This is a genomic window from Nitrosomonas sp. Nm34, assembly GCF_900113925.1.
Lineage (GTDB): Bacteria > Pseudomonadota > Gammaproteobacteria > Burkholderiales > Nitrosomonadaceae > Nitrosomonas.
In genome coordinates, this window is record NZ_FORD01000001.1 from 81,628 (window position 1) to 106,241 (window position 24,614).

Sequence of the window (24,614 nt, forward strand, 5' to 3'; positions counted from 1 at the left end):
GAAGGTTGGCTTACTAACTGTAATATTCAGCTCTCAGATTTAAGCATTGGTTAAAGAGAAAGCGCGATTCTAAAAATTGTACTCGCTAAAACCTACGCTGACCTTCCACCTGCGAAGGTCAGCTATTGCAATATGCTTCCTAGAGTTAAATCATGGAGCAAGAAAAAACCCTCACTGATAATCGTTTAAAGACCCCGCGCGCAGCCGCCGTTGCTGGTATTTTGTTTTCCATATTGTATATTACTAGCCTCGTTCTTTTTCGAGTTTCGGTGCCAGCAGATCCGCATGATGCCGGAGCATGGCTGGCAGGTGGCTGGAAGGCCGTCAATCTTGCATTATATCTACTGCCATTCGCGGGCATTGCCTTTTTATGGTTCATCGGCGTACTGCGAGATCGAATTGGAGTTTATGAAGACCGCTTTTTCGCGACCGTATTCCTCGGCAGCGGCCTGCTGTTTCTAGCCATGCTATTTGTTTCTGGAGCAGTTGCGGCAGGTATCCTGATCAGCTACAACATAACACCTGGCAAGTTCATCGAATCGGGCATTTACACATTTGGACGCACTGTGGTATATCAAATCGTCAATGTCTATGCCGTGAAAATGGCGGGAGTGTTTATGATCTCAATCTGTACAGTTGCAGTCCGCACCAAAATTTTCCCGCAGTGGATTGCGCTTCTCGGCTATGCAATGGCGCTGCTGCTGTTACTTAGCACTGGATATTTTTACTGGACACCGTTGGCATTTCCATTATGGGTGCTGCTGGTCAGCACGTATATTTTGCTAACAAACCTCAAGAATAAACCAAATACGGTTTTCCCACCGGCTCAATCATAGCGTTTTCTAAGATGATGATTCCGGGCTGCTTTGCTGTACAGATCTAGCGGAGGATAATGTTCCCATATTCAACCAGACCTGAAACAGCTTGTAACCCAACGCAAGGACGATAGCGCCGACGAACAATCCGACAATACCAGACATCAGCAGGCCGCCGATAGCCCCCAAAAAGATCACTGCCATAGGCACACCGACACCACGTCCCAGCAGTAACGGTTTTAACACATTATCCAATAACATAATCATCACATTCCAAATTAGGAATATCACCGCGGTAAGCGTATCACCGGTTACGAAAACGTAGATGATCGCTGGAACAACAATGATCCCTACCCCGATCTGTACTACGGCCAAGATCAGGCACAATAACGCCCATATCCCAGCAGCGGGCACACCGGCAAAGATAAAACCGAGGCCTGCCAACAATGCTTGAATAACAGCGACACCCAATACGCCGCGAGCGACACTGCGAATCGTAGCTTCCGCCAGATTGGCGAAGTCATCGCCGCGTTCCCCTACTAATCGCCTGGATATACGATGGGCGAGCTGATAACTGCCCTCGGAATAAGCCAATAAGACACCAGCAATCACAAACGCAGCAATGAATATGATGATCCCCATACCTGCACTAGCAGCAGCATTGATCAACCAGATACCGGCTGCTCTGAGTTGAGGTTGCACCAGCTTCAAGGCTTCGATCAAATTCGTTGAGGCAAGATCCCACATTTTCGCGATGGGCTCACCAACAAGAGGCCAATTCCTGATAGCTTCCGGTGTCGGCGGGATAGTGAATTGCCCATGGAGAAATTGCTCCGCCAGCGTTACCACATTGTGTACTAATAAGTTTGTCAACATGACAGTAGGCACCATTAACAGCGCCAACAACACAGTGATAAGCAGAATTGCCGCGATTACTCGCTGGTCGCCAAGTAAATTGCGCAACTTAAGATAAAGAGGATGAATCGCTACTGCAATAATGATTCCCCACACCAGTGGGATAATGAACGGCTGCAATATTTGGAAACACCATATCAGCACAACTGCCAGCACTCCCAGCCGTATAGCTATTTCCGCTACTTTACTGGACAAATCAGTTTCCGCTACTTTACTGGGAAAATCATCGTGGGGGGGCGGAACGAAACTTGAAGTCATTATGAGTTCCCTCCTTGAGTGTTTTAATCAGATAAAATATCTTCAGGTAAACTATCTGCCAAATACTGTAATAATTTTCGATGGGGTTTCAAACCTTCAGAGGCGACCTGCTCAAAAAGCGCTAAGACAGCACGGTTTAGCGGACAGGGGAAGTCCCCCGCTAGCCGGACCAGATAACCATTATAGGCCTCTATTTCCGTGCAACAGCAATGGGCTGAAATATCTGGCGCCATTGAACAATAGGTACCGCGTAGTGATGGTCGGAAAAACATGGCCATCAATTTACTTAAAGCGGTCATGCGTAGAATGTGGGAAACGGTATCAGGATGAAATGGCCCAATGCGAGCAAGTTTAATGTGCCCATGCTTGAGAATGGCATAATTTTCGCGCAGCATACCAAAAAATAGCTTTTTAGCTAACTGATCAGTCAATAATGCGCCATTATCGAGGCCAGCTACAGCCGCAAGCGGAGAAATAGCGGCATTGTACATAAGCTTGGTCGCTTTATATGGTTGAATATCTTTAACCAATTCAACAGGAAATAATTTAGCTTTCCCCAGTGCTTTAGCCAATGATGCGATTTCATCCCATTCCCTAGCAGTGACAGATCGACGTGTCCCAATGTGGAGGGTACCCGGCCTTGTAATTCGAGTTTCGGCACGATCGCGCAGACATTCGGACACAAAAGAAGCAATCCCTTCGCAAGCATGATTGCGCCGTTCTAGCTCCGCATCAAAGCCATTCTGAATCGGTACCAGAAAAGCATCATCAGGCAGTCGTGCGAGTACTTCTGGATTGTTATAGGTTTTGGTGCAGAGCAAAATAAAGCCTTCATTTGGCGCAACCCACTCATTAAAAGCCATGAAAGGTACAGCTTGTGTTCCTATTCCAACTACTGTTACCCCATTCTTTTTACCTTCGATTATTTTGTTAGGATGGCTGTCAACCAATACTACGGTATATCCCTCTCGTGACAAGGCCCATCCAACTGCGGCACCAATACCTCCAGCCCCTAAGATATGAATGGGTTTATTAAGTAAATTCATTAACTTTATTATAAATATAGATTCAGAAAATAAAATTTACGATAAATTGCACACAAGATACACAAAATAATTCAAACTAAAATCCACTAGTTTAGATATATAGATAAGAGCTGTTCTCATGCTCATCGTAGCTAAATTTATTTATCCTAAGTGGTTAATTTTTTAGTTTTGCCAAGCCAATTTCAAATTAATCCAGTTTTTTTAAAACTAGCGCAATCTGCCAATTAATGAAATACGCGCAAATACGTAGGCATTGATTATTATTGATAGTGATCAAAAAATCGTTAATTTAAGCTATGCAGTCTATCAAAAGGTGGGATGCATTTTGTGTTTTAGGTAAATCTTTCCTCAGCAATTAAAGGTACTCGGATTCAACCGCTTGTTCTTATTTAAGAAATATCCCTCAATCATAAGTCATTTAAATTAATTACTTTTTTAGGCATAGCATTTTAAAAATGCGTTTATTGTATAGTAAGTTTTCCTAAAGATAAGTCGATTTTTCTGACGATTGAATTATTATAGTTACCAAATCTCTCCTAGTTAAAAAAGTTTTCGCTCACAATCCAGGGGGTAACTTTTCCCACTGCTAATTCTTTATAGCCAGATTGTAGCCACGCTGAAATAGCTGACGCATGTACTCAGACTCAGTGTCGAACTCTTCTAGATGAGGAGTATTGAAATCTTTTGGAATAAAAGCAAGATTAAAATCAATGCCATCTCGCTGAGTCTGGCTATAGAGCTTGTATAAATCACCAATACCTTGATTTTGAATCAATGAAGTAATAGCGCGGGCAGCAATTGACAAAGCGCGCCGCTCGACTTCCGCCCAGTCAGGATCCAGACGGGCATTTCGTATCATGACTTGAAATGGCCAAGAAATTGGCAGGAGACAGATTAGCAGAAAGCAGATTAGCACTTTGGCCTTTTGTGGTAAGGTAAGCTTGTTCCCGGTTAAACTTTCGATGGCATCTTGAGTGAACTCAGGCATGTCAGAGCGTACTACGTAACATACTCCAGGTAAGCCGACCATTTCTGCTTTCTCAGACCATACCTGGGGAACGGCAGGTTGACGCATAGGTGCGGAACAACCTGAAAGTATGAAGGTTATACCGGCAAGTACTGAAATAAGTGCAAATAATGAATATACTTTATCATATCCACGCTCTTATCCTCATATCATACATATTGCCATTATATTTTATCTTCAGAAATCCTATGTTATTACTTTTGGTTCCATTAGATTGGCAGATATATGGCGTAGATGACAGAACCGAGACATTGATGAGTTTGCTTGATCAGATAAATTAATGATATGGGCATCATACTCTCTCTACTTATTCAGCTAAAAAGAAAAAATCATGAACATGCGTAAAAAAATATGTCGCCAGTTACACCCTTATATTCGGGACTAAAACATCTAAGGTTGAATATTCCTTGAGTATGGTGATTTTTTAAGATACGTATTTCATTTTGCTCTGCGGGCGGAGCTATATATTAAGGCAGCCCAACAGGCTTATGCTGAGTTGCAAAAGCTAAAGGTTGCGTAAAATCAGTACTTAAATTCTTTTTTTCTTCAGAAAAAATAAGAAAAGCTATACCCTAATATCACTTTATTTATGTAACAATAAAGTAGATCGCAGAAATGATTTTGATTATATTGATCTGATTTTCCTGCGACCCATTGCATAAATTCTATGTAGTTATATTTGCTTTATATATTGAAGCCCTGATTGTTGAACGAATAAATATATTTTTATTCCCTTGGAGAAAGCATATGATGAATATCCATAAACAAATAGCAGCCTCAGTTTTTACAGCACCAATAATGATTTTATATTTTTTAGGAGTATTTATGACGGGATGTGCTGCAATTCAGTCAGATTCCAATCAAGCCAAATCAAAAGTTGTCGAACCTGCTCCCGATACTGCTTTTATTGAACATCCTGAACTGCAGCAGCAGCCAACTGATTTACCTTTTCAGAAAGTATGGATCAAACCTGATTTTGACAAAAGCCGCTATCAGGAATTGATCGTCGCGCCTGTCAATACTCAGTACATGTTTGAAATGGATTGGCTGCATAAAGCCAGCAGCGCTAGCTGGTTCAATGATGTGAAAAAAGACATCGAAGAGTTGGCGGTATATTTCCATGACCAAGTAGTAAAAGCTTTCAAGGAAGATCCCAACCACCGTTTTAAAGTCATTGAGAGTATTGATCAGCGTCAACAACCAGCACTCCGCCTGGAACTGGCGCTGATCGAGATTAATCCCTCGACGCCGGTGTTGCACGCAGCCGGATGGCTGACGCTTGGTGGCGGCACTGCGGCAGGCGCAATCAACAAGCGGCGGGCAGCATTCGAAGCCCGCTTGCGTGATCTACAAACTGACGAAATAGTCGCTACTTTCGCCGATCGCGATATGCAGGATGTAGGTCCGCTTGATCTGACGCGCCTGACCTGGTATGGTCCAACAAAAGGCATTATGGATCGTTGGGCCAAACAGTTCGTCGAGGTCGCTAACCGAAAACCGGACGAAGTAGTGACTGACCCGACAGCATTCACGCTGCGTCCATTCTAACTAAGATAACGGCGGTATGTCTTAACCCTGCATAGGATGCGGGAATGTACAATACCCGCTGACACGCGATCACCCAACAAGATCACCACATTGGGAATTTCGTCTCAATAACGGCGCTCCTTTATCGCCTCCAATGCCCAAGTGGGAATATCGCCAAGGTTGGGTGGAACGGTCGACCAGGGATCGGCCTGCTTCCCGAGCGCACGACCCGTATCAAATGCCGCACGCATCTGTTCCGGATCAAAGGCGAGTGGATCCTTTCCAACGTTTACGCTGTCTGGGATCTCAACTATTTTGAAGTTGTAGCCTAGGAGCTGAGTCCCGACATAGGATCGCGTCAAAGCCGTTTGCATAGACTGGTCCATCATCACGCTAACCGTCGTGGCTGCCACGTCGCCGATGGCTCTGCGCAAGGCCTTGGGAGGATTCTTAAGCCTGCCATTAGAAATCAGATACACATTACCTGGACCATACAGCGGAGGCTTGGGCCGCTTTGTCAACCCCATCCCTGGGATAACAACATTCGAACGGGCGGCCCCATCGATGAACAGATGACCATCGATTTCCACCGGCGGAAAGACGATAGGGAATGATGCAGAGGCGAGCAATACCTCACGATAAAGCTTGAGGTTTCCGTCCTTCGCGATTAGCGTCATATCCCAGATCCAGGTCTGGCCGTAATCGACGTTGGTCGTGCCCACAAACAGGAGCCGGTTGTCGTCGTAAGCGGCAGCCACGCGTGCTAAGGTCTCCGCAGTGATGTGTTTGGCGATGAGCGCTCGAAGCGGTGAGGTGTCTGACAGCGAATCAGCGCCGAACGCGAGGCTGAAGATACTTCTGTCCCGATAGATGTCTTTCTTGGTGACTTGCGTGTACATCTCTTCGAGATGCACGTCATCGGCCGGGGTGCCGAGCAGAGCGTGGGTCGCCAGTAAAGCGCCGGTGCTCACACCTGCGACGACATCGAACTCGGGCCGTTGACCACTTTCGCGCCAACCAGCCAGGAAGCCAGCACCAAAGGCACCATTTTGGCCGCCGCCTGAGAGGGACAGTACATTGAGGGCATGCCCACGTTTACGCTCTCGGTTACGTATAACAGCCTCGCTGCTACCCGACGTAAGCGTAGCGTAGAGGGGCGAAACCTGGTCTGGATTCAGCGGAGCATGTGCATTCGGCAACGCGGCATATGCCGGAGCCTTTTGTGATAGCACTCGTTCCGGAGGTGATGCACATCCAGCCAGGAGCAGCGCTACCATAATACCGTCGAGAATAATGAACTTTCTGAGTCTCATGCGCTCCCTCCTGCTAGCCCGGCAACCACATCTCTAAATGAATTTATCCTCGCACTGCTCTACAGATCTATGCGAACTGATGACACAAGTCTACTCTTTGATTTATTGGCAGTCTAATATTAATTAGGCAGATTATTTGAGGATTTATTGAAAAATTGGTGTGCTGGTTTTGGCATGAAGCAGTCATTTCAATTATGTAGATTGTCAGTGTTTATCCAATTTAATCCTTCTTTGAGGCGTTTTTCGGTTGCGCTGTAAAGCGTTTCAGAAATTCCTCTTTCGTTTAGTGCTCCAGGCTTAGTAAGCGAAGTCGCGTTGGGCTTAGGCGAAATAATTCCCACATTATCACCCCTCCAGGGGCACCTGAAACACACGGGATGAACTACCATATGCCCTCCCGCAAGCGCCCCCCGCAGCGACCGACTATTCGCGCCTGTGGGTCAGTTTGTCCCCTACCCGTTCCCCCAAAACTGCGTAGTGCTGGCTAACCGCGTCAGGCCATCGTTTAACCTGTTTTGCGCCATACAGTGTTTCCTCCTGTTGAATTAGAAAGCAAAAGATACAGGTTAGGGGATACATTATTTGATTTCGATGCGAAGTATTTCAGAGGTGTCCATATCGTTATCAGTCACACAGGCAATTTCAAGCAAGTTCTCTTGCACTTGCAAAATCGCAATCCCCTCGATTTTTACGGGTGCGATCGAGCCGTTCGACTCGACGGGAACAACCCAGAGAATTTCCTTTCCCTGCAACAATCCGATAAAACTTCCGAGGGTTACGCCATCGTCAATCTCATTATCCGTATCTTCGACGGAGGCAGCAAACAAAATCGAATCGTTCCACGTCAGCGCGGCAGAAAAGCCCGCATAACGGTTACTGATTTTGGGGAGAGTAAAGGTGGAGACCTGTGGAATAGGTGCAAGCGAGATTGATCCGTCGAGGTAATTCATGAAAGTCGCCAATGGATATTGCATGAGCGCATTGATGCCGGAGATATTGCCACGCTGAAAAAGCAAAACGGCATCACGCGTGGTAGTAGCACCTTCCAGGTTTGGTTTTTGTGTGCCGAGAATGGTGGGGGCAGCGCGAAGAATATCATATAACGCAGTGAGAGAAATGAGGCGCATGTTTTGCGGCGACGCTGGGTCGGTTACATCCACGCGATAGCAGATGTCACGTGTGGGCGTTTTGCTGCCGGAACCAAAACAGAGCAATTCCTGTTTACCATGCCATTCAACCACCAAGCACATGGCTTCCAAATCCGGTTTGATGGCTTTGGGAATCCGATCTCCTGAGCGAATATCTGAAGGAAATAGGCGGGCTGTCCCAACGACGTTCCAACACAAATCAAGACGATACAAATCGGGTGAATCGTCTGAGACAATATAATAATAATTGCCGATGCGCTCGACACCCGATGCAGATTGCAAACCCTGCAGAATAATGTGATTGCGAATGGAAGCATGCATGGTAGATTAGCCCTGATCTAATTGCTCATATAGAGAAGAAGCATAACTCCGGTAATCGTTCCTGCCCGGCGCGATAGGGACAATAAATGCCCCTTTTCATAAGGGCCGGACATATCAGCAGACGTTTTGGTTGTCAAACTGACTGATGCGGCGGGAAAATAGGTCTCCCTGCTACACGACGAAATGGCAAGATGCGCCGATCGCATACGCGCATTAACCATGCTGAGCGATTACACGACCGATGCTCACTGTTGATGAGTACGAGAGCTCAAGCGGAGCCGCGCTGGGCTTAAGCGGAATAGTCCCCACACTATTGTCCCTCCAGGGGCCATTGGGAAAGCGCGGGATGATTGCCTCCATGCCCGCCCCGCGACCACCCCGCAGCAGCCGACTATGCATGCATGACGGGGCGGTTTGTGCCCCTCTCATTCAAACCGCAGGGAGTGGGCCTATTTGCATCCCACGGTACGATTCAGAGTCCGATTGTGGACACTTCCTTGAATAACATAGCTTTATTTTGGCCAATACACTGCTTGTTACCTCCTGCACATCAACGCAAGGCATCTATCTTTCCGAGTGTATCTGATTTATGCTCGCTATAGACAAACCAGTTAGAAATGATTCAAAGAGTATTCTCATTATTCCATCGAACACAAATGGACACAGGTCAAGACACTACGTAAATAACAAAGCCGAACCGTCGAGATGCTCTTCCAGTCCTGTACATTCTGAATCATACTTAACTTGTTAGGCGATAAAAAAGCTGAAGGAATAAAAAAGTATGCAAATGCATGATTGACCTTCTATTTGCTAGTCCTTAGCATCCATAACATAATGTGGAAGAACTCGTGAGCGCAAGGTATTCAATAAGAGAGTTTCTCTAGATACTTGTTTTGTGTGAAAGTGATTCTGAATAGTAAAAACTTGGACTAAATCTTATCTGACACAGATACTCAGTCATATCAGCAATTGTACAGTTTGGCCTGAGCTAGCACATATTAGGAGTAAAAATTATGTCAACCGATTTTACTAACTGGCAGATTTTTCAGAGTAATGAAGATGTACTGATCGTTCACTCTACATTAAATGGTGATCAGCTTACTGGAACCGTTGTTACTGATGATGAAGAACTTGTGGGGCAATTGAATGGATCAGTGACCGGAACCGGATTTGGATCCATCGCTGACTTTAAGATCTTCTGGGATGATGGAAGTGTTGGTTCATACTTAGGTACGCTTGATCATGATATACGCCTAGTCGGCGTCACTTTTTCTGTTGACGATCCCGTCACCCAAGAAACATTTGTTAGCAGTTAATACTTAGCAGCCTTTGCTCCTATAAGTTTAACTGTATATTCAGCTTAACGTATATCTTTCATCAGAGAGTTATTATTTTCTAACTCTCTTCCGTGCTTGTCCGAACCAATTGAATTATTAGAGTTTCGCTATATCAGCCCCCCCCAAGCTCTTCCAATCGTGATGTGATGATTCTTATGTCGAACTCACGTTACTCTAGCAACTCTCCTTGGTCATTAATGACCAGGTGCAGCTTGAACCCATAATACTAAACCACACATACTAATCCACACTGGTCTTTCCCCGGACAGCACTCTGCCATTATTTTATGCTACTAGATGCGATGGTTGTGGCACACACTGATCTTGATCGAATCAATGAAACTGATCCCACAACAGCGTCCAAAGCGACTGGTCATTTCATTTCCAAATCAAAACTAACTCTGCCGGCTTCACATTGTCGTATTATTGATACTGTCTACGGCTCGCCTTCGCGTCATTTTTAATTTAGAAATGGAACTACTTCAGTTTAAAAAATATGTATGCTTTTTTGTGTCCACGATGCGGAAACCAGAGTTATTTTGTAAGGGTTTTATCATAATATTTGTGGAACAAAGTTGATTATAATGAAATCTAAATTGATATGTATCCATAAAAATGGAACGTGATAGAAGGCAATTTGTAGTGAAAGATTTCATCCCAGAACATAATATATTTCTCCGTTTTGGGGATTTAATTTTAGTTAGACTTCACCCAAACTATATCTCAAGGATGAACAGTGAATAATGGCTCTTTTTCAGGTGACCCTCGTACTCTTTGGCTGACGGAAAGCAGCGATGACCGTCAGATGCAAGTACTCGAGCTTTTCACATACACTGATCCGGATGGCAAGGTGTGGGATGCACCTGAGGGTGTGATTATTAATGGTGCTTCTATCCCTCGGCCGCTGTGGGTCCTAGTCGGGTCGCCTTATACCGGTGATTACCGACGTGCTTCTATTGTTCATGATGTGGCGTGCGACAGAGCAAAATCAGACAGGAAGTTACGTCGGGCTGCCGACCGAATGTTCTACCACGCTTGCCGAGCCGGAGGCTGCTCAGTCGCGCAATCGATTATTTTCTACCTCGGTGTGCGCATCGGAGCGATCTGGCCACTTGTGCCACAGTGGCGCCCAGCTATGCACTTGGCTGATTCCGGTGCTCGACTTAGTAAGTCAGCAGCTGAAGAGCGCATGGAGGCAGATTTTCGCCTAGCTGGCGAAATGATTTTCTCGCAGGGAGAAGTTGATAACGCGGATGAGATCGAGCGCAGGACAGATGATGCTTTAAGCAAGTTGACATCTATGGAAGTACAAAAGTTTTAGCCTCTATTTCCACCAAATCTAACGAACGGTGCAGCAGACGGGCAATCTACACAGTTGTACTGGCTTCGTTCACACTCACTTTTATTTGGCTCGCACACAGCTAAATAAAACTGTTAGAAGGAATTCATTTTAAACGCTTTTCCCGGTCAACTATTGGTAGCTGTTGGGCAGTCATTGCCGTGCTTATAGCAGGAGTATTTTCTACCTCAATCAGGTCAACGCCAAGAAAACCAGATTTCAATTGATTCTGTATTACATCATAATTACTTGCAGGTGCCACTGCATGAGATGATACGTTCCGCGCAGGTGATATCGTCGAAACGTGTAGCATCGCGGAATTCTAAGTTTCCGCCAGAGAGCATTCCGGAAGCGTTGTTGCAGAGTTGTATGCTGGCCACGGGTACTGGTTCCCGGAACCACTGCACGTCGATGCAGCCAGGATTACCGTGACCTACCCGAAGCAGCAAGGTGTAGGTTCCACACATGAGACCATGATGCTGCACAGTTCCTTCCGCATTCCACGAGCCATCGCGTCGGGCCCATGCCTTGAAATCCCCGAAATCAAACTCGAGTTTTACCGGTTGGCCATCGGTGTTCCATTCGGCAGCTTGCCGTGCAATCGTAGTGCGACCAGCACCTGCCATACCATAATCACTGGCCATGGTTGAAAAACTGGATACCGTGAGAGCAACAAGGCTTGGTATTATCACACCCTCACGAATAAAATTGCTCTTGTTGTGTAACGATCGATAAAGAATCATAGACAATTTCCGTGTATCAGAAAATAAAACGCACTTCATCTTTTTTATTGAAGAACAAACCCAGCAAGAAAGATAAATTATCCCTTAACTGGGTTGGTCGAGTCTATTAAACTATGTTAAGTTGTAAAAAAAGTTCAATTAGTCATTTAACCACGGGATCACGAGGTGACTCGCCATGAATAAATTATCACTAATTGGTATGTTTGTGACATTATTCATCAACTCAATACTTGCTCATCAATCCCTTGCTATAGCGGAAGAGTTTCCCTCGGTGCTTACAGCAACTTGCCATGTGAATAAGTACCAAATGAAGCCAGAAGATACCGAATGGATCGTTGATCAAGGTACTTATTTTTATGAAGTTAAAATCGACCTTGCTCGCCACGATCGCCGCCAGGCATTTGGATCAATCATTCCCTCATGGGTAGGAACCAAGATTATTGATCTTAAAGATAGTTATGCTCTTGGTGTAACGATAAGCTTCATGAAGAATGGGATTATAGGAGATTTTGAGCAACCTGATCCAGCCATCGCCTTAGATACCAAGTTATTCTATGGGCTAGAAGCCAAGCATGTGCTATCAAGCACCACTGCAAGTGGTTCTGTTCTCGATGCAGATATGTCATATGTCGAAGTCTCAGCCACGGTTAACGATGCCGAATTAGAAACTTTGCTCACAAACGCTAAAATAACCATACCTTCTTTACTTGATTATGGCAGTGGCTTTCGATATTGGGCTGCTATCAGGGATCATTTCGGCGATGCTCTAAATGTCACCTTATTTGAAGATTTACTTAAGCCTCTTGGTAGACATTCAAATCTGATAGTTCCCTCGGTGACTGTGGTGTGTAATGTTAAAAGGCCCGGTATGTAGTTGGTTCTGACAATACGGACGTTCGCTATTACGGAATAAATGATTTCAGCTTGATCACACCGGCAGAACGAGAGAAAACAATTTATTGATTGCAGAGTAAATCTTCCTTTGAGCCAGGCAAAGTCAGCAATGTTAGTGGCTTTCCTCCATCTTGTTGTAAATTAATATTTTTGATGCGATTAAAGCCCTTTACGAAGATTAGCTGGGGGAATTTGCATCGATTCGCGGTATTTTGCAACCGTACGACGTGCAACAATAATTCCCTGCTCAGCCAGAATCTCGGAAATCCGATTATCAGTAAGCGGCTTTTTCTGATCCTCTCCTTGTATCAATTGTTTGATTAAGGTACGAATTGCAATAGCAGAGCAGGCTCCGCCACCATGGGTTGCGACATGGCTTCCAAAAAAATACTTGAGCTCAAATATGCCTTGGGGTGTATGCATAAACTTTTGCGTGGTAACACGTGAGACGGTAGATTCATGCAAATTCAGAGCTTCTGCAATTTCCCTCATGACAAGCGGACGCATTGCAACTGCCCCATGCTCGAAGAAAGCCTGCTGGTGCTCTACTATAATTGTGGATACTCGAAAAATAGTTTCAGAACGTTGCTGGATATTCTTAAGCATCCATTTGGCTTCATTAAGCTGACTCATTAACATTTGAGTCGAATCATTTCGATCACGCTTTAATATACCAGCATAAAGTTGATTAATACTAAGGCGAGGAATTGATTCAGGATTAAGTTTTGCTACCCATGCCCCATTAAGCTTAGTCACCATTACGTCAGGTATGACATAACGCGAGGCAGCTGAATTGAACGTACTACCCGGTTTGGGATTCAATTGAGTAATAAGTTGCTGCACGGAACGCAGGCATTCATCATCACAATGCAACAACTTCTTAATCTGTTTAAAATCTTTTGAAGCAAGTATCTCTAGATCGTGCTCCACAAGCAAAATCGCCTCCTGACGACAAGGCGTGTCTTCAGGCAGTGCTTGTAGCTGCAAGAGTAGACACTCTTGCAAATTACGTGCACCTAAACCGGGTGGATCCAATTGTTGCAAATATTTAAGCGCTGTCTGCAAGTCAGCCAGATGAATACCCAACTCTGCTGGCAGCATGTCAAATAATTCTTGCAGGTCCTGCGCAAGGTAACCATCATCATCCAGACTTTCGATTAATATCCTCACGATTTGACAGTCGCGTTCGCTGATCTGGCTCAAGCTGATTTGCATAATGAGATGTTCACGCAAAGTGGGAGGATTGATCATCTGTTGGGTAAAATCCCATTCATCCTCCTCACTTTCTCGATGACTGGAAAAGATTTCATAATCACCAAGCCTGTAAGTCTCTTCACTGGAAGGTAAGCTCAATTCATCATCCTTCTCTTGATGTTGTGCGTCATTCAACTCAATGGGCGAAGTCCTATCCAAGGGTAATGAGAGCGAGAAATCCTCTGCATGCATCTGATCATAATCCGTCTTATCGCTTAATTCCAGCAGAGGATTATTCTGCAGCATACGTTCTATTTCCTGATTTAACTCAATGGTAGAAAGCTGCAGCAATTTTATGGACTGTTGCAACTGTGGCGTAAGCTTAAGACTGGTAGTTAATTTAAGATGAAGAGTAGGTTTCATAGTTCTGAGAAAGCAGCGATCTCCTATCTCGCTTCATGAATCGAATATTCATCATTAAAGCCGGAAATGCTCTCCTAGATAAACTTCCCTTACCCGCTCATTATCTATAATTTCGCTAGGTTTACCGCTGGCAAGCACGGTCCCTTCACTGATAATATAGGCGCGATCACAAATCCCTAATGTTTCTCTCACATTATGATCAGTAATCAGCACGCCAATACCACGTTCTTTGAGAAAACCAATCACTTTCTGGATATCCATGACTGCGATGGGATCTACACCTGCAAAGGGTTCATCCAAAAGAATAAAACTTGGTTTTGTAGCCAAAGCACGCGCAATCTCTACACGCCGCCTCTCACCACCCGATAGGCTAATACCCAGATTCTCTCGCAGATGAGTAATATGCAAATCTTGCAATAAATGATCCAGCCGTTGCTGAATCTCATCAGTATTAAAATTCTGCAGCTCCAGTACAGCCAGGATATTATCTTCAACCGAGAGACGCCGAAAAATGGAAGCTTCCTGAGGCAAATAACTCAAACCCAGGCGCGCACGTTGATGAATCGGCATATTGCTCAAGTCACGGTCGTTCAAATGAATTTCACCATCGCCTAATGGTATCAGCCCCACTATCATATAAAAACAAGTGGTTTTGCCCGCTCCATTGGGGCCAAGCAAACCAACCACTTCGCCACTACTGATAGAAAAGGACACATCCCGCACTACTGTACGAGATTTATAGCTTTTCATCAAATGGTCGGCTTTAAGTACGCTCATGATATTTTCTGCATGATCTATGGCGGTAGCACAAAACTATTCTCCAGCATCTGTTGTTTTGGGGGATTTTGTTTTAGGCTGAATAATCACCCGCACCCTGCTGTCTGATTTTTCCTGAGCTTTTTTCTCTTTGCGGCTGATCACCTCGAAGAAATCCCGCATAATATCATAAGAAATATAGTCGCCACGCACTTCATCCTCTCCTCGCTTTAACCGCGCCTTGCCAAATAACTCGATTTTATCGGCCTTTTCATCATATTCTACGCGTTGACTCCAACCCTCAATATACTCGTCAACACTATCACGTTTCTCCCGGTAACTGACAAGATCTCCGTAAGCGGTCGCATAGTGGAAGCCTTTGAGATCTTCTTTTATGATCACCTTATCTGCCCGAAGGATACGCGTGCCCTGCGTATAAATAACGTTACCGATGAAGGTGCTTATGCGAAAATTATCCTTACGTTTATAGTCATCGACTGTAGCACTATCTGATTCTATCTGAATCGGTTTATTACGATCAGTGCGTTCTGCCAGAACGTGCTCCGAGCACAGTGTACTAATAATCAACAAGACGAAAAAAAATACATTCATTTTTTAGGATGGTTTGGTTGGGTCAGCGGCTTCTTATTCGAAGACCGATCAGTACTTTGCTGCCTCTTGTTCACTTGCACTTTTACCCTTGATTTCAGATCAATCTTTTCTGTTCGATCATTTAACTCCATCCCTACCGCATTTACAGTCATATCCATCTTTACCAGCGTTACAGGCTGATCTGTTTTTGCAATGTCAGCATCAGGGATCAGATGCAGAAATTCAGTACGTATTGTCACCCTATCTAACTCTTTTTCTCTAATGATGAATACGTTTTCCTTGAGATAGATATTATCCTTACCATCATCAAACTCAGCATAATCCGCACTAATACGTACCAACGGCTTATCCGGTTGCAAACGGGTAAAATCAACCTGTTCATAATAAGACATATCTCCTGCCGGATAATGGGTCATCACATCTGCAGAAAAAAGAAGCTGGCGTGCTTTATCATAAGCGACTTGGACGCCCGCAAGATTTTCAATAATATAGTCAGGTTGATGATTTGAATCGTAATCTTCACGGCTTCTTGGATATTGAATCGCTTGATCCAGCCATAATGTCAACAATGCAAGTATCGTCAAAAGAGCTATTGGACCTGGGAGTAGACGATGGATCATCTCACGATATCACTTTTTTACCTAACAATCTCCTTTGCCTATCTTTACTTATTACTGTAGCAATAATGAACAGGATAGCGAGAAAATTGTCTGAAAATAATAATTTATATTCGTTAGTTACAAGAAGCTTAACCGTTTTATGCACAAGACTTTTAGTTTTATCCAGCAAAGGAGTTATCCAGGCGCTTAAAATTAATTTGACTGGATAATTATATCAAAGTCACACTCTAATCAACGAAACAGTCAAAAATGCTGTTTTTCATTGTGGATGAGTGTTCTTTCAATAGAAAAAAGCATCCAGCATACGATTTGAGAATTTTATGCTTTATGCCCTTTAAACTTGAATCCCTGCCACAATATGATTATGTTAATACATTTCCTCATCAAATTTTGAAATAACCATGCACGCTAACGCTATCGATTTTGAAAACTTCGAACTGTTACAGGATGAAACCTGTGCACAACGTATTATTGCTGCCAAAGAAAAATTAGGGGAACGTGCTGTTATCCTGGCGCATCACTATCAACGAGCAGATGTTTATCGGCATGCCGATCTGACGGGAGATTCCCTAAAACTGTCATATCTTGCGGCAAAAACGGATGCTGATTATCTGGTTTTTTGTGGCGTGCATTTTATGGCAGAAGTTGCGGACATCCTGTCAAGCCCGGAGCAGATTGCTATTCTGCCTGATCTCGCAGCAGGTTGTTCCATGGCTGATATGGCTAGTCTCTCCAAAGTAGAAAGAGCCTGGCGTGAATTAGCTGAAATACTTGATCCCGATGAAGTCATTACACCGGTAACCTACATCAATTCGAGTGCTGATTTAAAAGCTTTTTGTGGAGAGCATGGCGGCATTGTCTGTACCTCCAGTAATGCCACTAAAATTCTGCAATGGTCATTTGCCCAGCGGGAAAAAGTATTATTTTTTCCTGATCAGCATCTAGGGCGCTGGAGTGGTTACAAATTGGACCTCCCTCTCGAACAAATGCCCGTTTGGGATTTTGATGAGCCCATGGGTGGATTGACCGAAGAGCAAATCAAAAAAGCCAAAATCTTGTTATGGAAAGGGCATTGCTCAGTCCATCAGATGTTCCAGCCACAACATATCCTGCGATTTCGCAATCAACACCCGGGAGGTTTAGTCATTTCGCACCCAGAATGCAGTTTTGAAGTTTGCAAAGCTTCAGATTATGTCGGTTCCACTGAATTCATTATCAATACCATTCGTGAAGCCAAAGCAGGAACCCGCTGGTTGGTGGGTACCGAATTGAACCTGGTTGGACGGATTGCTGAAGAATTCAAATCTCAGGATAAAATTATTCAGTTCATGTCACCCATGGTGTGCATGTGTTCAACCATGGCACGAATTGATCCTCAGCATCTGGCATGGTCACTGGAAAATCTGGTAGCAGGTAATGTAGTCAACCAAATCAAGGTACCGGCTCATGAAGCAAAACTTGCCAGATTGACACTGGAAAGGATGCTCGCTGTTTCAAAGTAGTAAGATACGATATTTTGAATGCGCCAGAGTTCTAAACTTTGTGATTAGCCATTTCTTATAGTTGCCTATGATCGATAAACTGCATATTGCTACCTACAATATCCACAAGGGTTTCTCCTATTTCAATCATCGCCTGGTATTGCACGAACTGCGCGATCAATTACGTGCGCTCGGTACTGACATCGTCTTTTTACAAGAAGTGGTCGGCGAACACAGCAAACATGCTTCCCGTTTTATAAGTTGGCCACACATTTCCCAGCATGAGTTTTTGGCAGATTCAGTATGGCAGGATTTTGCCTACGGCAAGAATGCGGTGTACGACGAAGGGCATCATGGCAATGCCATTCTCAGCCGCTTTCCTATTGTAAGCTGGGAGAACGAAGATATTTCATCTCACCGCTTTGAGAACCGTGGCTTGCTCCACTGTGAACTCAGTATTCCCGGCTGGCAGGAAACGCTGCACTGCATTTGTGTTCATCTGGGATTATTCAGGCGCGGCCAGCGCCGGCAGCTCGAAGCAATGGAGAAGCGTATCAAACAACTCGTGCCACCTCATGCTCCCCTGGTGATTGCGGGAGATTTCAATGACTGGCACGGAACAGCCAGCCGCCTCCTGATGAAGCACTTGGAACTAACCGAGGTTTTTGAACAGACACATGGTAGAACAGCCCGCAGCTACCCCTCCATCTTTCCATTATTGCGTCTTGATCGGATCTATGTGCGTGGTTTTCAGGTGAAAAATGTCTGTATCCATCAAAGTCATCCCTGGTCGAGAATTTCCGATCATGCCGCCTTGTCAGCTAATATTGTGCGTGCATGAAGTCACCCACGTTTATCAAAGGTAACCGAATCACACTCTTACATAATGGAGCAGAATATTTCCCAGCACTGGAAAGCGCAATTGATGAGGCCAATCAAGAAATACATCTCCAGACTTATATTTTCAAATATGACCTGACAGGTATCAGCATTGCCAGCGCACTCAAGCGTGCTGCCCTGCGTGGTGTTGCCGTTCACCTATTGATAGACGGTTTTGGTTCACTCAGCTTTCCCCAAAAAGCAATCGATAACTTAATTGCTGCAGGGGTTCAAGTGATGCATTACCGCAAAGAAGTTTTTTCTTTCCGGTTCAGGCGTCATCGATTACGCCGCATGCACCGTAAGCTAGTCGTCATCGATGCCCGCATCGCCTTTGTGGGAGGAATCAATATCATCAATGATTATCAAAAGCCTGGCGAACCTATCCCCCGTTTTGACTATGCCGTAAAAATAGAAGGTCCCTTACTGGCCACGATTCATTCTAGCGCCAGACGTTTATGGATGTTAGTCGCCTGGGCGCATTTCAAAAAACGCTGGATTACTCATCTCGAATTGCAGCCTATTACAATACCAGTTGGCAACCAGCGTGCAGCATTTGTCATCCGTGACAATCTTCGCCATCGCCGTGACATTGAACGTTCTTATCTCAAAGTGATCGCTACTGCTTACAATGAGATCATTATCGCCAATGCATACTTTCTTCCTGGCAGAAATTTTCGGCAAGCCCTTATCCATGCGGCCCGCCGAGGTGTGTCGGTTATCCTGCTACTGCAGGGAAAAATCGAGTATCGCATCCAGTATCATGCATCACGCGCTTTATACGATAATTTGCTGGATGCTGGCATCAAGATTTATGAATATCAAAAAAGCTTCTTACATGCCAAAGTAGCCGTCATTGATCAGTACTGGTCAACGGTCGGTTCTTCCAACATTGATCCTTTGAGTCTTCTAATGGCGCAAGAAGCGAATGTCATGGTGCTTGATCAAGCCTTTGCTATGGAACTGAGAACCACACTGCAACGAGCCATGGAAGATTCCAGGCCCGTATCAAAGATCTATTGGGGAAAGCAATCCTGGATTAACCGATCCTTGAATTGGATAAGTTATTATATTGTGCGCATTTTGCAGGGAGTGCTAGGCTACAGCCAGGAAAGTACACGTGTCTGAGACATATACGCGAGCACTTGTTATACAGAGGCACCTTGATTGGTTGGTTGGTTGTACCAGACTATTCTATTGCTGAGCAGAAACAGCGAACCTGTCTTGTGCGCTCAGATCTATCCGTCCAATGAGGGGTAACTTAATCGCAACCGGGCTGTGAGAGAAACCAAATGTCAGCCCAAGTAAATTAATTTCAAACCCTTCAACCTCACTGACGATGACGCCCAATAACCCAAATAAAGACCACTGCCAACCTCCGCCACTAGGGGCAACCGCGGTCATGCTATTTCCAAGATAATCCTTGCCAATAGCCGTGGGGGGCAAATCTAGCGCCAGCTCTGGCACAGCACGCGCGATCCAGGCAGTAAAAGTATTGGAATTCGGGCCGGGCCACATGGTGTACTCGTGCGCGTAGGGATAGCTCAATGCAGCTTCTTCAATACGCTCAATCAATGCATCCACACCCTCTCCTCGCTTCTCAGCCAGCAGAATGGGCATATTTCCAAACCAGCGCCGATCGGGTTGTTGCTGATGAATTGACACGGCTGAACCGCCTCGGCGCAGATACCAGCCAATGACCTCATAGACGGTGTAAGTTGGGGCTAACGATGGTTTTACCGCAATCCAGGTATGAATACCGAAATAGCCTCGCCAACCATAAGCACGTGCACCGTAAACCTGAATAATCGCTTCGGGCGTTTGTGCAGGCTCGGGCGCCAACCCTACCGGCTCGCGGCTTGCAGTTTGCCAGCCTGCATTAACATGCTCCGTGACAAAATGAATTCCCAAAGTTGCTGTCAGAACTACAAGCAGCAAAAGCCTGACGGCAGTCACTAGTTTCAGTTTCATTTTAAAAATAAACAGAAATATTGAGATAATTGAACCAGTCTCAACACAAATAGACAATACAGTTATTCATGTTCAGTTACAGTATCAGATTATTAAAACAGCCTAGAGTTCTGGCAGCACAGCTTTTTCTTTTTTATATCATGAATAGTGTCCTGGTATCACAGGATTGCAGTTATTTTCATGGATCTCTTCTTCAGCAACTCACCGCTCTCCGTTATTGATCATCTTCAATATATTGGGTCTTTTCGCTTGGCCAGGCACTAAATGGAAAAGGTAACTGCTCACTATTAAAAGCAAGAAAAGTAATGATCTGATAGACATAGGCGGCCAGATTTTGGCTGAATTTGAGTAACTGCACATTCGTATGGCCTGACAGGACAATGGAAATAAACTGAAAGAGCATCACCAGAATAATGACAAATTCCATCAGGCCATAGACAAAGATGAACAACAGCATATAAAGCCCGCGCATCCATGTCTCCGTTTTTTGCAATCGTTGTTTAATTTCATCTTTCATACATTCTCCTCGCAATCGCATTCAAAATAGCATTCAATTCAGGGTGGATCTTACTTCTTTTTGTAGATGAAGCATAAATGACTCTATCATCGCATTGATTATGCGCCCACACCAAGTATTTCTGCCGCTCACAATCGATTACCAAGACAGACAAGCTTATTGGATAAGTTTTTGCAGTCCATCTCCAGAGCTCAACCGATACGCTGTATAACCACATAGAAACAACCAACTATAATAATGCGACTTTCATAATTCGCCCTAAAATGCGATGATTTGTATATTCCACGGCTCCATAAAATATTTTATAAATAAACTTATTGCTGAAAGCGTATAGCCATAAGGCGTTATCGTATGTTAAACGCTATCTGCTTCAGGTTGTAACACCATCACAAAACATGTCGAACCCATTTTTTGATCAGCCCATCCTGAATTCACCCTACGACTCTCCTGGTCGACATTGGGAGCTGGATGCCTCGGGCCAGCCAACGCAACGCATCGTTGAAAGCCGTCGACCTGCTGAATTCATTACGCCTATCCCCAAACCCAAAAAGCAGAAGACGGCACCGGCGCAGCAAGATCTCATCTTCGATGAAGGAAAAGGGCTCTCTTCCGAAAAGCAGCAGTATGATCCCACTTCCATCATCAACGAAATCCGCAAACAGGTGGATACCTGGCGTTCCTTGCCCTCAAGTCAATGGCAGGTTACGCCGGAAACCATGCGACTTCTTCAGCATTGGCGGCACCATGATTTCGGTGGGATCCGACCGTTTTTCTGCCAGATAGAAGCCGTCGAGACTACGATCTGGTTAACCGAGGTTGCTGCGCTTTCAGTTGCTGGCAAACGCATCCTTGAGCACCTGACCAGTGCCAATCGGGATGCCAACCCGGAGATTCAACGGCTTGCCTTGAAGTTAGCGACCGGTGCCGGTAAAACCACTGTCATGGCCATGCTCATCGCCTGGCAGACAATCAATGCGGTGCGCCGCCCTGCGAGTAAATGCTTTACGCGTGGTTTCCTCATCGTCGCACCCGGGCTCACCATCAAGGACCGTCTACGCGTATTACTGCCCAATGACCCGGATAGTTACTACGCGAGCCGGGAGCTAGTGCCTCATGATTTTCTGGAGGATATCAAACGCGCCAAAATCGTCATCACCAACTATCATGCTTTCAAGCTGCGGGAGCGTGTGGAACTTTCCAAAGGCAACCGCGCCCTGCTGCAAGGCCGCACCGGCAGCAAACCCCAGACCACTGAAAACGAAGGCCAGATGATCCAGCGTGTCATGTCTCAACTCATGGGCATGAAAAATATCCTCATTCTCAATGACGAAGCGCATCACTGCTACCGAGAGAAGCCAAACGATCTGAATGAGGAGGAAGAGAAAGCACTCAAGGGCGAAGAGAGAAAAGAGGCCGAAAAGAATAATGAGGCTGCGCGGCTTTGGATCTCCGGCCTGGAAGCGGTAAACCGTAAGCTTGGCGTGGCGCGCGTGATTGATCTATCCGCCACCCCGTTTTTCCTGCGGGGTTCCGGCTATGCAGAAGGCACACTATTCCCGTGGACCATGAGTGATTTCTCGCTCATGGATGCCATCGAGTGCGGTATCGTCAAGCTACCGCGTGTGCCGGTAGCCGAGAATATTCCCGGTAATGAAATGCCAGTTTATCGCAACCTCTGGGAGCACATCCGTAGAGACATGCCCAGGAAAGGTCGGGGCAGCGGCGCCATGCTCGACCCGCTCAAGCTGCCCACCCGCCTGCAGACAGCCCTTCAGGCGCTGTACGGCCACTACGACAAAACCTTTCACCTGTGGCAAGAGAACCAGATCTCAGTTCCACCTTGCTTCATTATAGTCTGTCAAAACACAGCCATCTCCAAGCTTATTTATGACTACGTCTCAGGTTTTTACCAAAAGCAGCAGGATGGGACGCCTCATCTTCACAATGGAATGCTGCCGCTCTTCCGCAACTTCGACGAAATTACCGGTACTCCGCTGCCACGCCCGAACACGCTGCTGATCGACAGTGAACAACTGGAAGCCGGGGATGCGCTCGATGATCATTTCCATGCCATGGCGGCGGACGAGATCGAGCGGTTCCGTCGCGAAATCATCGAGCGCACGGGTGACGCACGTGCAGCCGCAAACCTCACCGATCAGGAATTGTTGCGCGAAGTCATGAATACTGTCGGCAAGCCTGGACAACTTGGTGCCCATATCCGCTGCGTGGTGTCTGTCTCGATGCTGACCGAAGGCTGGGATGCCAACAATGTCACCCATATTCTCGGTGTCCGCGCTTTCGGTACTCAGCTCTTGTGCGAACAGGTCATCGGCCGGGCGCTACGCCGCTGGTCCTACGATCTTAACGAAGCGGATCTGTTCGATGCCGAATATGCCGACATCTTCGGCGTGCCATTCGATTTTACTGCCAAGCCCGTCATTGCCCCACCGCCGAAGCCGCGTGAGACAATTCAGGTCAAGGCCGTGCGCCCTGAACGCGATCACCTCGCCATTCGCTTTCCGCGGGTCGAAGGTTATCGCGTCGAGCTGCCCGAGGAACGACTCACCGCCACTTTCAACGATGATTCCATGCTGGAGCTCACCCCTGATCTGGTCGGTCCGTCCATTACCCATAACCAGGGCATCATCGGCGAGGCGGTCGTCATGACACTCGACCACCTGGAAGGCATGCGCCCATCCTCGCTGCTGTTCATACTGACCAAGCATCTTCTCTATACCAAATTTCGTGATCCCGGCGACGAGCCGAAATTACACCTGTTCGGCCAGCTCAAGCGCATCACCAAGCAATGGCTTGAAACCTGCCTCACGTGCAAAGGGGGAACCCATCCGGGACTGCTGGTCTATCAGGAACTGGCGGACAGGGTGTGCAATCGCATCATGGCTGGCATCACCCGCGCGCTGGAAGGTCAGCGCCCCATCAAAGCCTTGCTCGCCCCTTATAATCCGGTTGGCTCTACCAGCCAGGTCCGTTTTTCTACTTCGCGTATGGAACGCTGGGAAACCAGCGGCCCGCCGCCCAGGAATCCGATCAACTGGGTCATTCTGGACAGCGACTGGGAAGCCGAGTTCTGCCGCGTGGCCGAAGCCCATCCCAGAGTCATTGCCTACACCAAGAATCACAATCTCGGCTTTGCAGTGCCTTACCGCTATGGCGCTGAAGTGCGCACCTACCTGCCTGATTTCATCGTATTGGTAGATGACGGACGCGGCCGTGATGATCCACTACATTTGGTCGTCGAGATCAAAGGCTACCGCCGTGAAGACGCCAAAGAAAAGAAAACCACCATGGAGACTTACTGGATACCCGGTGTCAACAACCTGAAAAGCTATGGCCGCTGGGCTTTTGCTGAATTCACCGATGTATTCCTGATAGATACCGACTTTAAGGCAAAAGTGGAAAACACGTTCAACCACATGATCGAAACCGCAACGAATCACGCTGCGGCCGGGAGCAAATAG

23 protein-coding genes are annotated in these 24,614 nt (G+C 45.9%); 10 read left to right on the forward strand and 13 right to left on the reverse strand.

Annotation, left to right across the window (positions count from 1 at the left end):
- Positions 1 to 152 precede the first annotated feature (152 nt).
- Positions 153 to 836, forward strand: coding sequence for a hypothetical protein (locus BM283_RS00370; RefSeq protein ID WP_090687671.1), 684 nt, complete (start codon positions 153 to 155; stop codon positions 834 to 836).
- Positions 837 to 842: 6 nt separating this feature from the next.
- On the opposite strand, the gene BM283_RS00375 is transcribed toward BM283_RS00370, so the two are convergent.
- The 3 genes from BM283_RS00375 to BM283_RS00385 form a co-directional block, all read right to left on the reverse strand.
- On the reverse strand, positions 843 to 1,988 hold the full coding sequence (locus BM283_RS00375; RefSeq protein ID WP_090687674.1) for an AI-2E family transporter: 1,146 nt from the start codon (positions 1,986 to 1,988) through the stop codon (positions 843 to 845).
- Positions 1,989 to 2,011: 23 nt separating this feature from the next.
- Positions 2,012 to 3,034 (reverse strand): ketopantoate reductase family protein, encoded by a 1,023-nt coding sequence (locus tag BM283_RS00380; protein ID WP_090687677.1) that lies wholly within the window; start codon positions 3,032 to 3,034, stop codon positions 2,012 to 2,014.
- A 586-nt stretch (positions 3,035 to 3,620) separates the two neighbouring features.
- Positions 3,621 to 4,109, reverse strand: coding sequence for a hypothetical protein (locus BM283_RS00385; RefSeq protein WP_090687679.1), 489 nt, complete (start codon positions 4,107 to 4,109; stop codon positions 3,621 to 3,623).
- A 777-nt stretch (positions 4,110 to 4,886) separates the two neighbouring features.
- On the opposite strand from BM283_RS00385, the gene BM283_RS00390 reads away from it, so the two are divergent.
- A complete protein-coding gene (locus BM283_RS00390) occupies positions 4,887 to 5,609 on the forward strand; it encodes a DUF3313 family protein (protein ID WP_175491984.1) in 723 nt (240 codons plus the stop codon).
- Positions 5,610 to 5,713: 104 nt separating this feature from the next.
- Here BM283_RS00390 and BM283_RS00395 read toward each other — a convergent pair whose 3' ends face one another.
- Together BM283_RS00395 and BM283_RS00400 are read right to left on the reverse strand one after the other, a co-directional pair.
- Positions 5,714 to 6,901: a patatin-like phospholipase family protein gene (locus tag BM283_RS00395; protein ID WP_090687685.1), complete on the reverse strand. Its 1,188-nt coding sequence runs from the start codon at positions 6,899 to 6,901 to the stop codon at positions 5,714 to 5,716.
- Between the two features lie 578 nt (positions 6,902 to 7,479).
- A complete protein-coding gene (locus BM283_RS00400; RefSeq protein WP_090687687.1) occupies positions 7,480 to 8,370 on the reverse strand; it encodes a DUF6929 family protein in 891 nt (296 codons plus the stop codon).
- Positions 8,371 to 8,515: 145 nt separating this feature from the next.
- Between BM283_RS00400 and BM283_RS20395 the strand changes: the two genes are divergently transcribed.
- Complete coding sequence (locus BM283_RS20395) at positions 8,516 to 8,587, forward strand: DUF4113 domain-containing protein (RefSeq protein ID WP_090688005.1); 72 nt, start codon at positions 8,516 to 8,518, stop codon at positions 8,585 to 8,587.
- On the opposite strand, the gene BM283_RS00410 is transcribed toward BM283_RS20395, so the two are convergent.
- Positions 8,584 to 8,799: a hypothetical protein gene (locus BM283_RS00410; protein WP_139225153.1), complete on the reverse strand. Its 216-nt coding sequence runs from the start codon at positions 8,797 to 8,799 to the stop codon at positions 8,584 to 8,586. The genes BM283_RS20395 and BM283_RS00410 overlap by 4 nt on opposite strands.
- A gap of 584 nt (positions 8,800 to 9,383) precedes the next feature.
- Between BM283_RS00410 and BM283_RS00415 the strand changes: the two genes are divergently transcribed.
- Positions 9,384 to 9,686 carry a hypothetical protein gene (locus BM283_RS00415; protein ID WP_090687693.1) on the forward strand — a complete coding sequence of 101 codons (303 nt, stop codon included), beginning with the start codon at positions 9,384 to 9,386 and terminating at the stop codon, positions 9,684 to 9,686.
- A 756-nt stretch (positions 9,687 to 10,442) separates the two neighbouring features.
- Entirely contained in the window at positions 10,443 to 11,027 is a 585-nt protein-coding gene (locus tag BM283_RS00420) for a DUF1353 domain-containing protein (protein ID WP_090687695.1), read from the forward strand.
- Positions 11,028 to 11,290: 263 nt separating this feature from the next.
- On the opposite strand, the gene BM283_RS00425 is transcribed toward BM283_RS00420, so the two are convergent.
- Complete coding sequence (locus BM283_RS00425; RefSeq protein ID WP_090687698.1) at positions 11,291 to 11,788, reverse strand: hypothetical protein; 498 nt, start codon at positions 11,786 to 11,788, stop codon at positions 11,291 to 11,293.
- Positions 11,789 to 11,963: 175 nt separating this feature from the next.
- Here BM283_RS00425 and BM283_RS00430 point away from each other — a divergent pair, with 175 nt between their 5' ends.
- Positions 11,964 to 12,662, forward strand: coding sequence for a hypothetical protein (locus tag BM283_RS00430; protein ID WP_090687700.1), 699 nt, complete (start codon positions 11,964 to 11,966; stop codon positions 12,660 to 12,662).
- Between the two features lie 179 nt (positions 12,663 to 12,841).
- Here the strand turns inward: BM283_RS00430 and BM283_RS00435 are convergent, their stop codons facing one another.
- The 4 genes from BM283_RS00435 to lptC are packed head-to-tail and all read right to left on the reverse strand — an operon-like array spanning position 12,842 to position 16,287.
- Entirely contained in the window at positions 12,842 to 14,299 is a 1,458-nt protein-coding gene (locus tag BM283_RS00435) for an RNA polymerase factor sigma-54 (protein WP_090687703.1), read from the reverse strand.
- A gap of 54 nt (positions 14,300 to 14,353) precedes the next feature.
- Positions 14,354 to 15,076, reverse strand: coding sequence for an LPS export ABC transporter ATP-binding protein (gene lptB, locus BM283_RS00440; protein ID WP_090687706.1), 723 nt, complete (start codon positions 15,074 to 15,076; stop codon positions 14,354 to 14,356).
- A 36-nt stretch (positions 15,077 to 15,112) separates the two neighbouring features.
- Positions 15,113 to 15,667, reverse strand: a complete 555-nt coding sequence (gene lptA / locus BM283_RS00445) for a lipopolysaccharide transport periplasmic protein LptA (RefSeq protein WP_090687709.1) — start codon at positions 15,665 to 15,667, stop codon at positions 15,113 to 15,115.
- Positions 15,664 to 16,287 (reverse strand): LPS export ABC transporter periplasmic protein LptC, encoded by a 624-nt coding sequence (gene lptC / locus BM283_RS00450; protein WP_090687712.1) that lies wholly within the window; start codon positions 16,285 to 16,287, stop codon positions 15,664 to 15,666. Before lptC ends, lptA begins: the two co-directional genes overlap by 4 nt.
- Before the next feature lie 401 nt (positions 16,288 to 16,688).
- Between lptC and nadA the strand changes: the two genes are divergently transcribed.
- From nadA to clsB, 3 genes are all read left to right on the forward strand, one after another.
- A complete protein-coding gene (gene nadA / locus BM283_RS00455; protein ID WP_090687715.1) occupies positions 16,689 to 17,789 on the forward strand; it encodes a quinolinate synthase NadA in 1,101 nt (366 codons plus the stop codon).
- A 67-nt stretch (positions 17,790 to 17,856) separates the two neighbouring features.
- A complete protein-coding gene (locus tag BM283_RS00460) occupies positions 17,857 to 18,609 on the forward strand; it encodes an endonuclease/exonuclease/phosphatase family protein (protein ID WP_090687717.1) in 753 nt (250 codons plus the stop codon).
- The gene (clsB, locus tag BM283_RS00465) at positions 18,606 to 19,775 is read left to right on the forward strand and encodes a cardiolipin synthase ClsB (RefSeq protein ID WP_090687720.1); all 1,170 of its coding nucleotides are present in this window, start codon (positions 18,606 to 18,608) and stop codon (positions 19,773 to 19,775) included. The genes BM283_RS00460 and clsB overlap by 4 nt, the downstream gene beginning before the upstream one ends.
- 66 nt (positions 19,776 to 19,841) lie before the next feature.
- On the opposite strand, the gene BM283_RS00470 is transcribed toward clsB, so the two are convergent.
- The gene (locus BM283_RS00470; protein ID WP_090688008.1) at positions 19,842 to 20,618 is read right to left on the reverse strand and encodes a DUF3750 domain-containing protein; all 777 of its coding nucleotides are present in this window, start codon (positions 20,616 to 20,618) and stop codon (positions 19,842 to 19,844) included.
- A gap of 214 nt (positions 20,619 to 20,832) precedes the next feature.
- Complete coding sequence (locus tag BM283_RS00475) at positions 20,833 to 21,135, reverse strand: DUF4389 domain-containing protein (protein WP_090687721.1); 303 nt, start codon at positions 21,133 to 21,135, stop codon at positions 20,833 to 20,835.
- A gap of 395 nt (positions 21,136 to 21,530) precedes the next feature.
- Between BM283_RS00475 and BM283_RS00480 the strand changes: the two genes are divergently transcribed.
- The gene (locus BM283_RS00480; protein WP_090687725.1) at positions 21,531 to 24,614 is read left to right on the forward strand and encodes a BPTD_3080 family restriction endonuclease; all 3,084 of its coding nucleotides are present in this window, start codon (positions 21,531 to 21,533) and stop codon (positions 24,612 to 24,614) included.

What these genes read in the sequence shown, in the direction of transcription:
- BM283_RS00370 (WP_090687671.1), top strand. Translation starts at nt 153, where the DNA reads ATGGAGCAAGAAAAAACCCTCACTGATAATCGTTTAAAGACCCCGCGC.
- BM283_RS00375 (WP_090687674.1), bottom strand. Translation starts at nt 1,988, where the DNA reads ATGACTTCAAGTTTCGTTCCGCCCCCCCACGATGATTTTCCCAGTAAA.
- BM283_RS00380 (WP_090687677.1), bottom strand. Translation starts at nt 3,034, where the DNA reads ATGAATTTACTTAATAAACCCATTCATATCTTAGGGGCTGGAGGTATT.
- BM283_RS00385 (WP_090687679.1), bottom strand. Translation starts at nt 4,109, where the DNA reads ATGCGTCAACCTGCCGTTCCCCAGGTATGGTCTGAGAAAGCAGAAATG.
- BM283_RS00390 (WP_175491984.1), top strand. Translation starts at nt 4,887, where the DNA reads ATGACGGGATGTGCTGCAATTCAGTCAGATTCCAATCAAGCCAAATCA.
- BM283_RS00395 (WP_090687685.1), bottom strand. Translation starts at nt 6,901, where the DNA reads ATGAGACTCAGAAAGTTCATTATTCTCGACGGTATTATGGTAGCGCTG.
- BM283_RS00400 (WP_090687687.1), bottom strand. Translation starts at nt 8,370, where the DNA reads ATGCATGCTTCCATTCGCAATCACATTATTCTGCAGGGTTTGCAATCT.
- BM283_RS00410 (WP_139225153.1), bottom strand. Translation starts at nt 8,799, where the DNA reads ATGAGAGGGGCACAAACCGCCCCGTCATGCATGCATAGTCGGCTGCTG.
- BM283_RS00415 (WP_090687693.1), top strand. Translation starts at nt 9,384, where the DNA reads ATGTCAACCGATTTTACTAACTGGCAGATTTTTCAGAGTAATGAAGAT.
- BM283_RS00425 (WP_090687698.1), bottom strand. Translation starts at nt 11,788, where the DNA reads ATGATTCTTTATCGATCGTTACACAACAAGAGCAATTTTATTCGTGAG.
- BM283_RS00430 (WP_090687700.1), top strand. Translation starts at nt 11,964, where the DNA reads ATGAATAAATTATCACTAATTGGTATGTTTGTGACATTATTCATCAAC.
- BM283_RS00435 (WP_090687703.1), bottom strand. Translation starts at nt 14,299, where the DNA reads ATGAAACCTACTCTTCATCTTAAATTAACTACCAGTCTTAAGCTTACG.
- lptB (WP_090687706.1), bottom strand. Translation starts at nt 15,076, where the DNA reads ATGAGCGTACTTAAAGCCGACCATTTGATGAAAAGCTATAAATCTCGT.
- lptA (WP_090687709.1), bottom strand. Translation starts at nt 15,667, where the DNA reads ATGAATGTATTTTTTTTCGTCTTGTTGATTATTAGTACACTGTGCTCG.
- lptC (WP_090687712.1), bottom strand. Translation starts at nt 16,287, where the DNA reads ATGATCCATCGTCTACTCCCAGGTCCAATAGCTCTTTTGACGATACTT.
- nadA (WP_090687715.1), top strand. Translation starts at nt 16,689, where the DNA reads ATGCACGCTAACGCTATCGATTTTGAAAACTTCGAACTGTTACAGGAT.
- BM283_RS00460 (WP_090687717.1), top strand. Translation starts at nt 17,857, where the DNA reads ATGATCGATAAACTGCATATTGCTACCTACAATATCCACAAGGGTTTC.
- clsB (WP_090687720.1), top strand. Translation starts at nt 18,606, where the DNA reads ATGAAGTCACCCACGTTTATCAAAGGTAACCGAATCACACTCTTACAT.
- BM283_RS00470 (WP_090688008.1), bottom strand. Translation starts at nt 20,618, where the DNA reads ATGAAACTGAAACTAGTGACTGCCGTCAGGCTTTTGCTGCTTGTAGTT.
- BM283_RS00475 (WP_090687721.1), bottom strand. Translation starts at nt 21,135, where the DNA reads ATGAAAGATGAAATTAAACAACGATTGCAAAAAACGGAGACATGGATG.
- BM283_RS00480 (WP_090687725.1), top strand. Translation starts at nt 21,531, where the DNA reads ATGTCGAACCCATTTTTTGATCAGCCCATCCTGAATTCACCCTACGAC.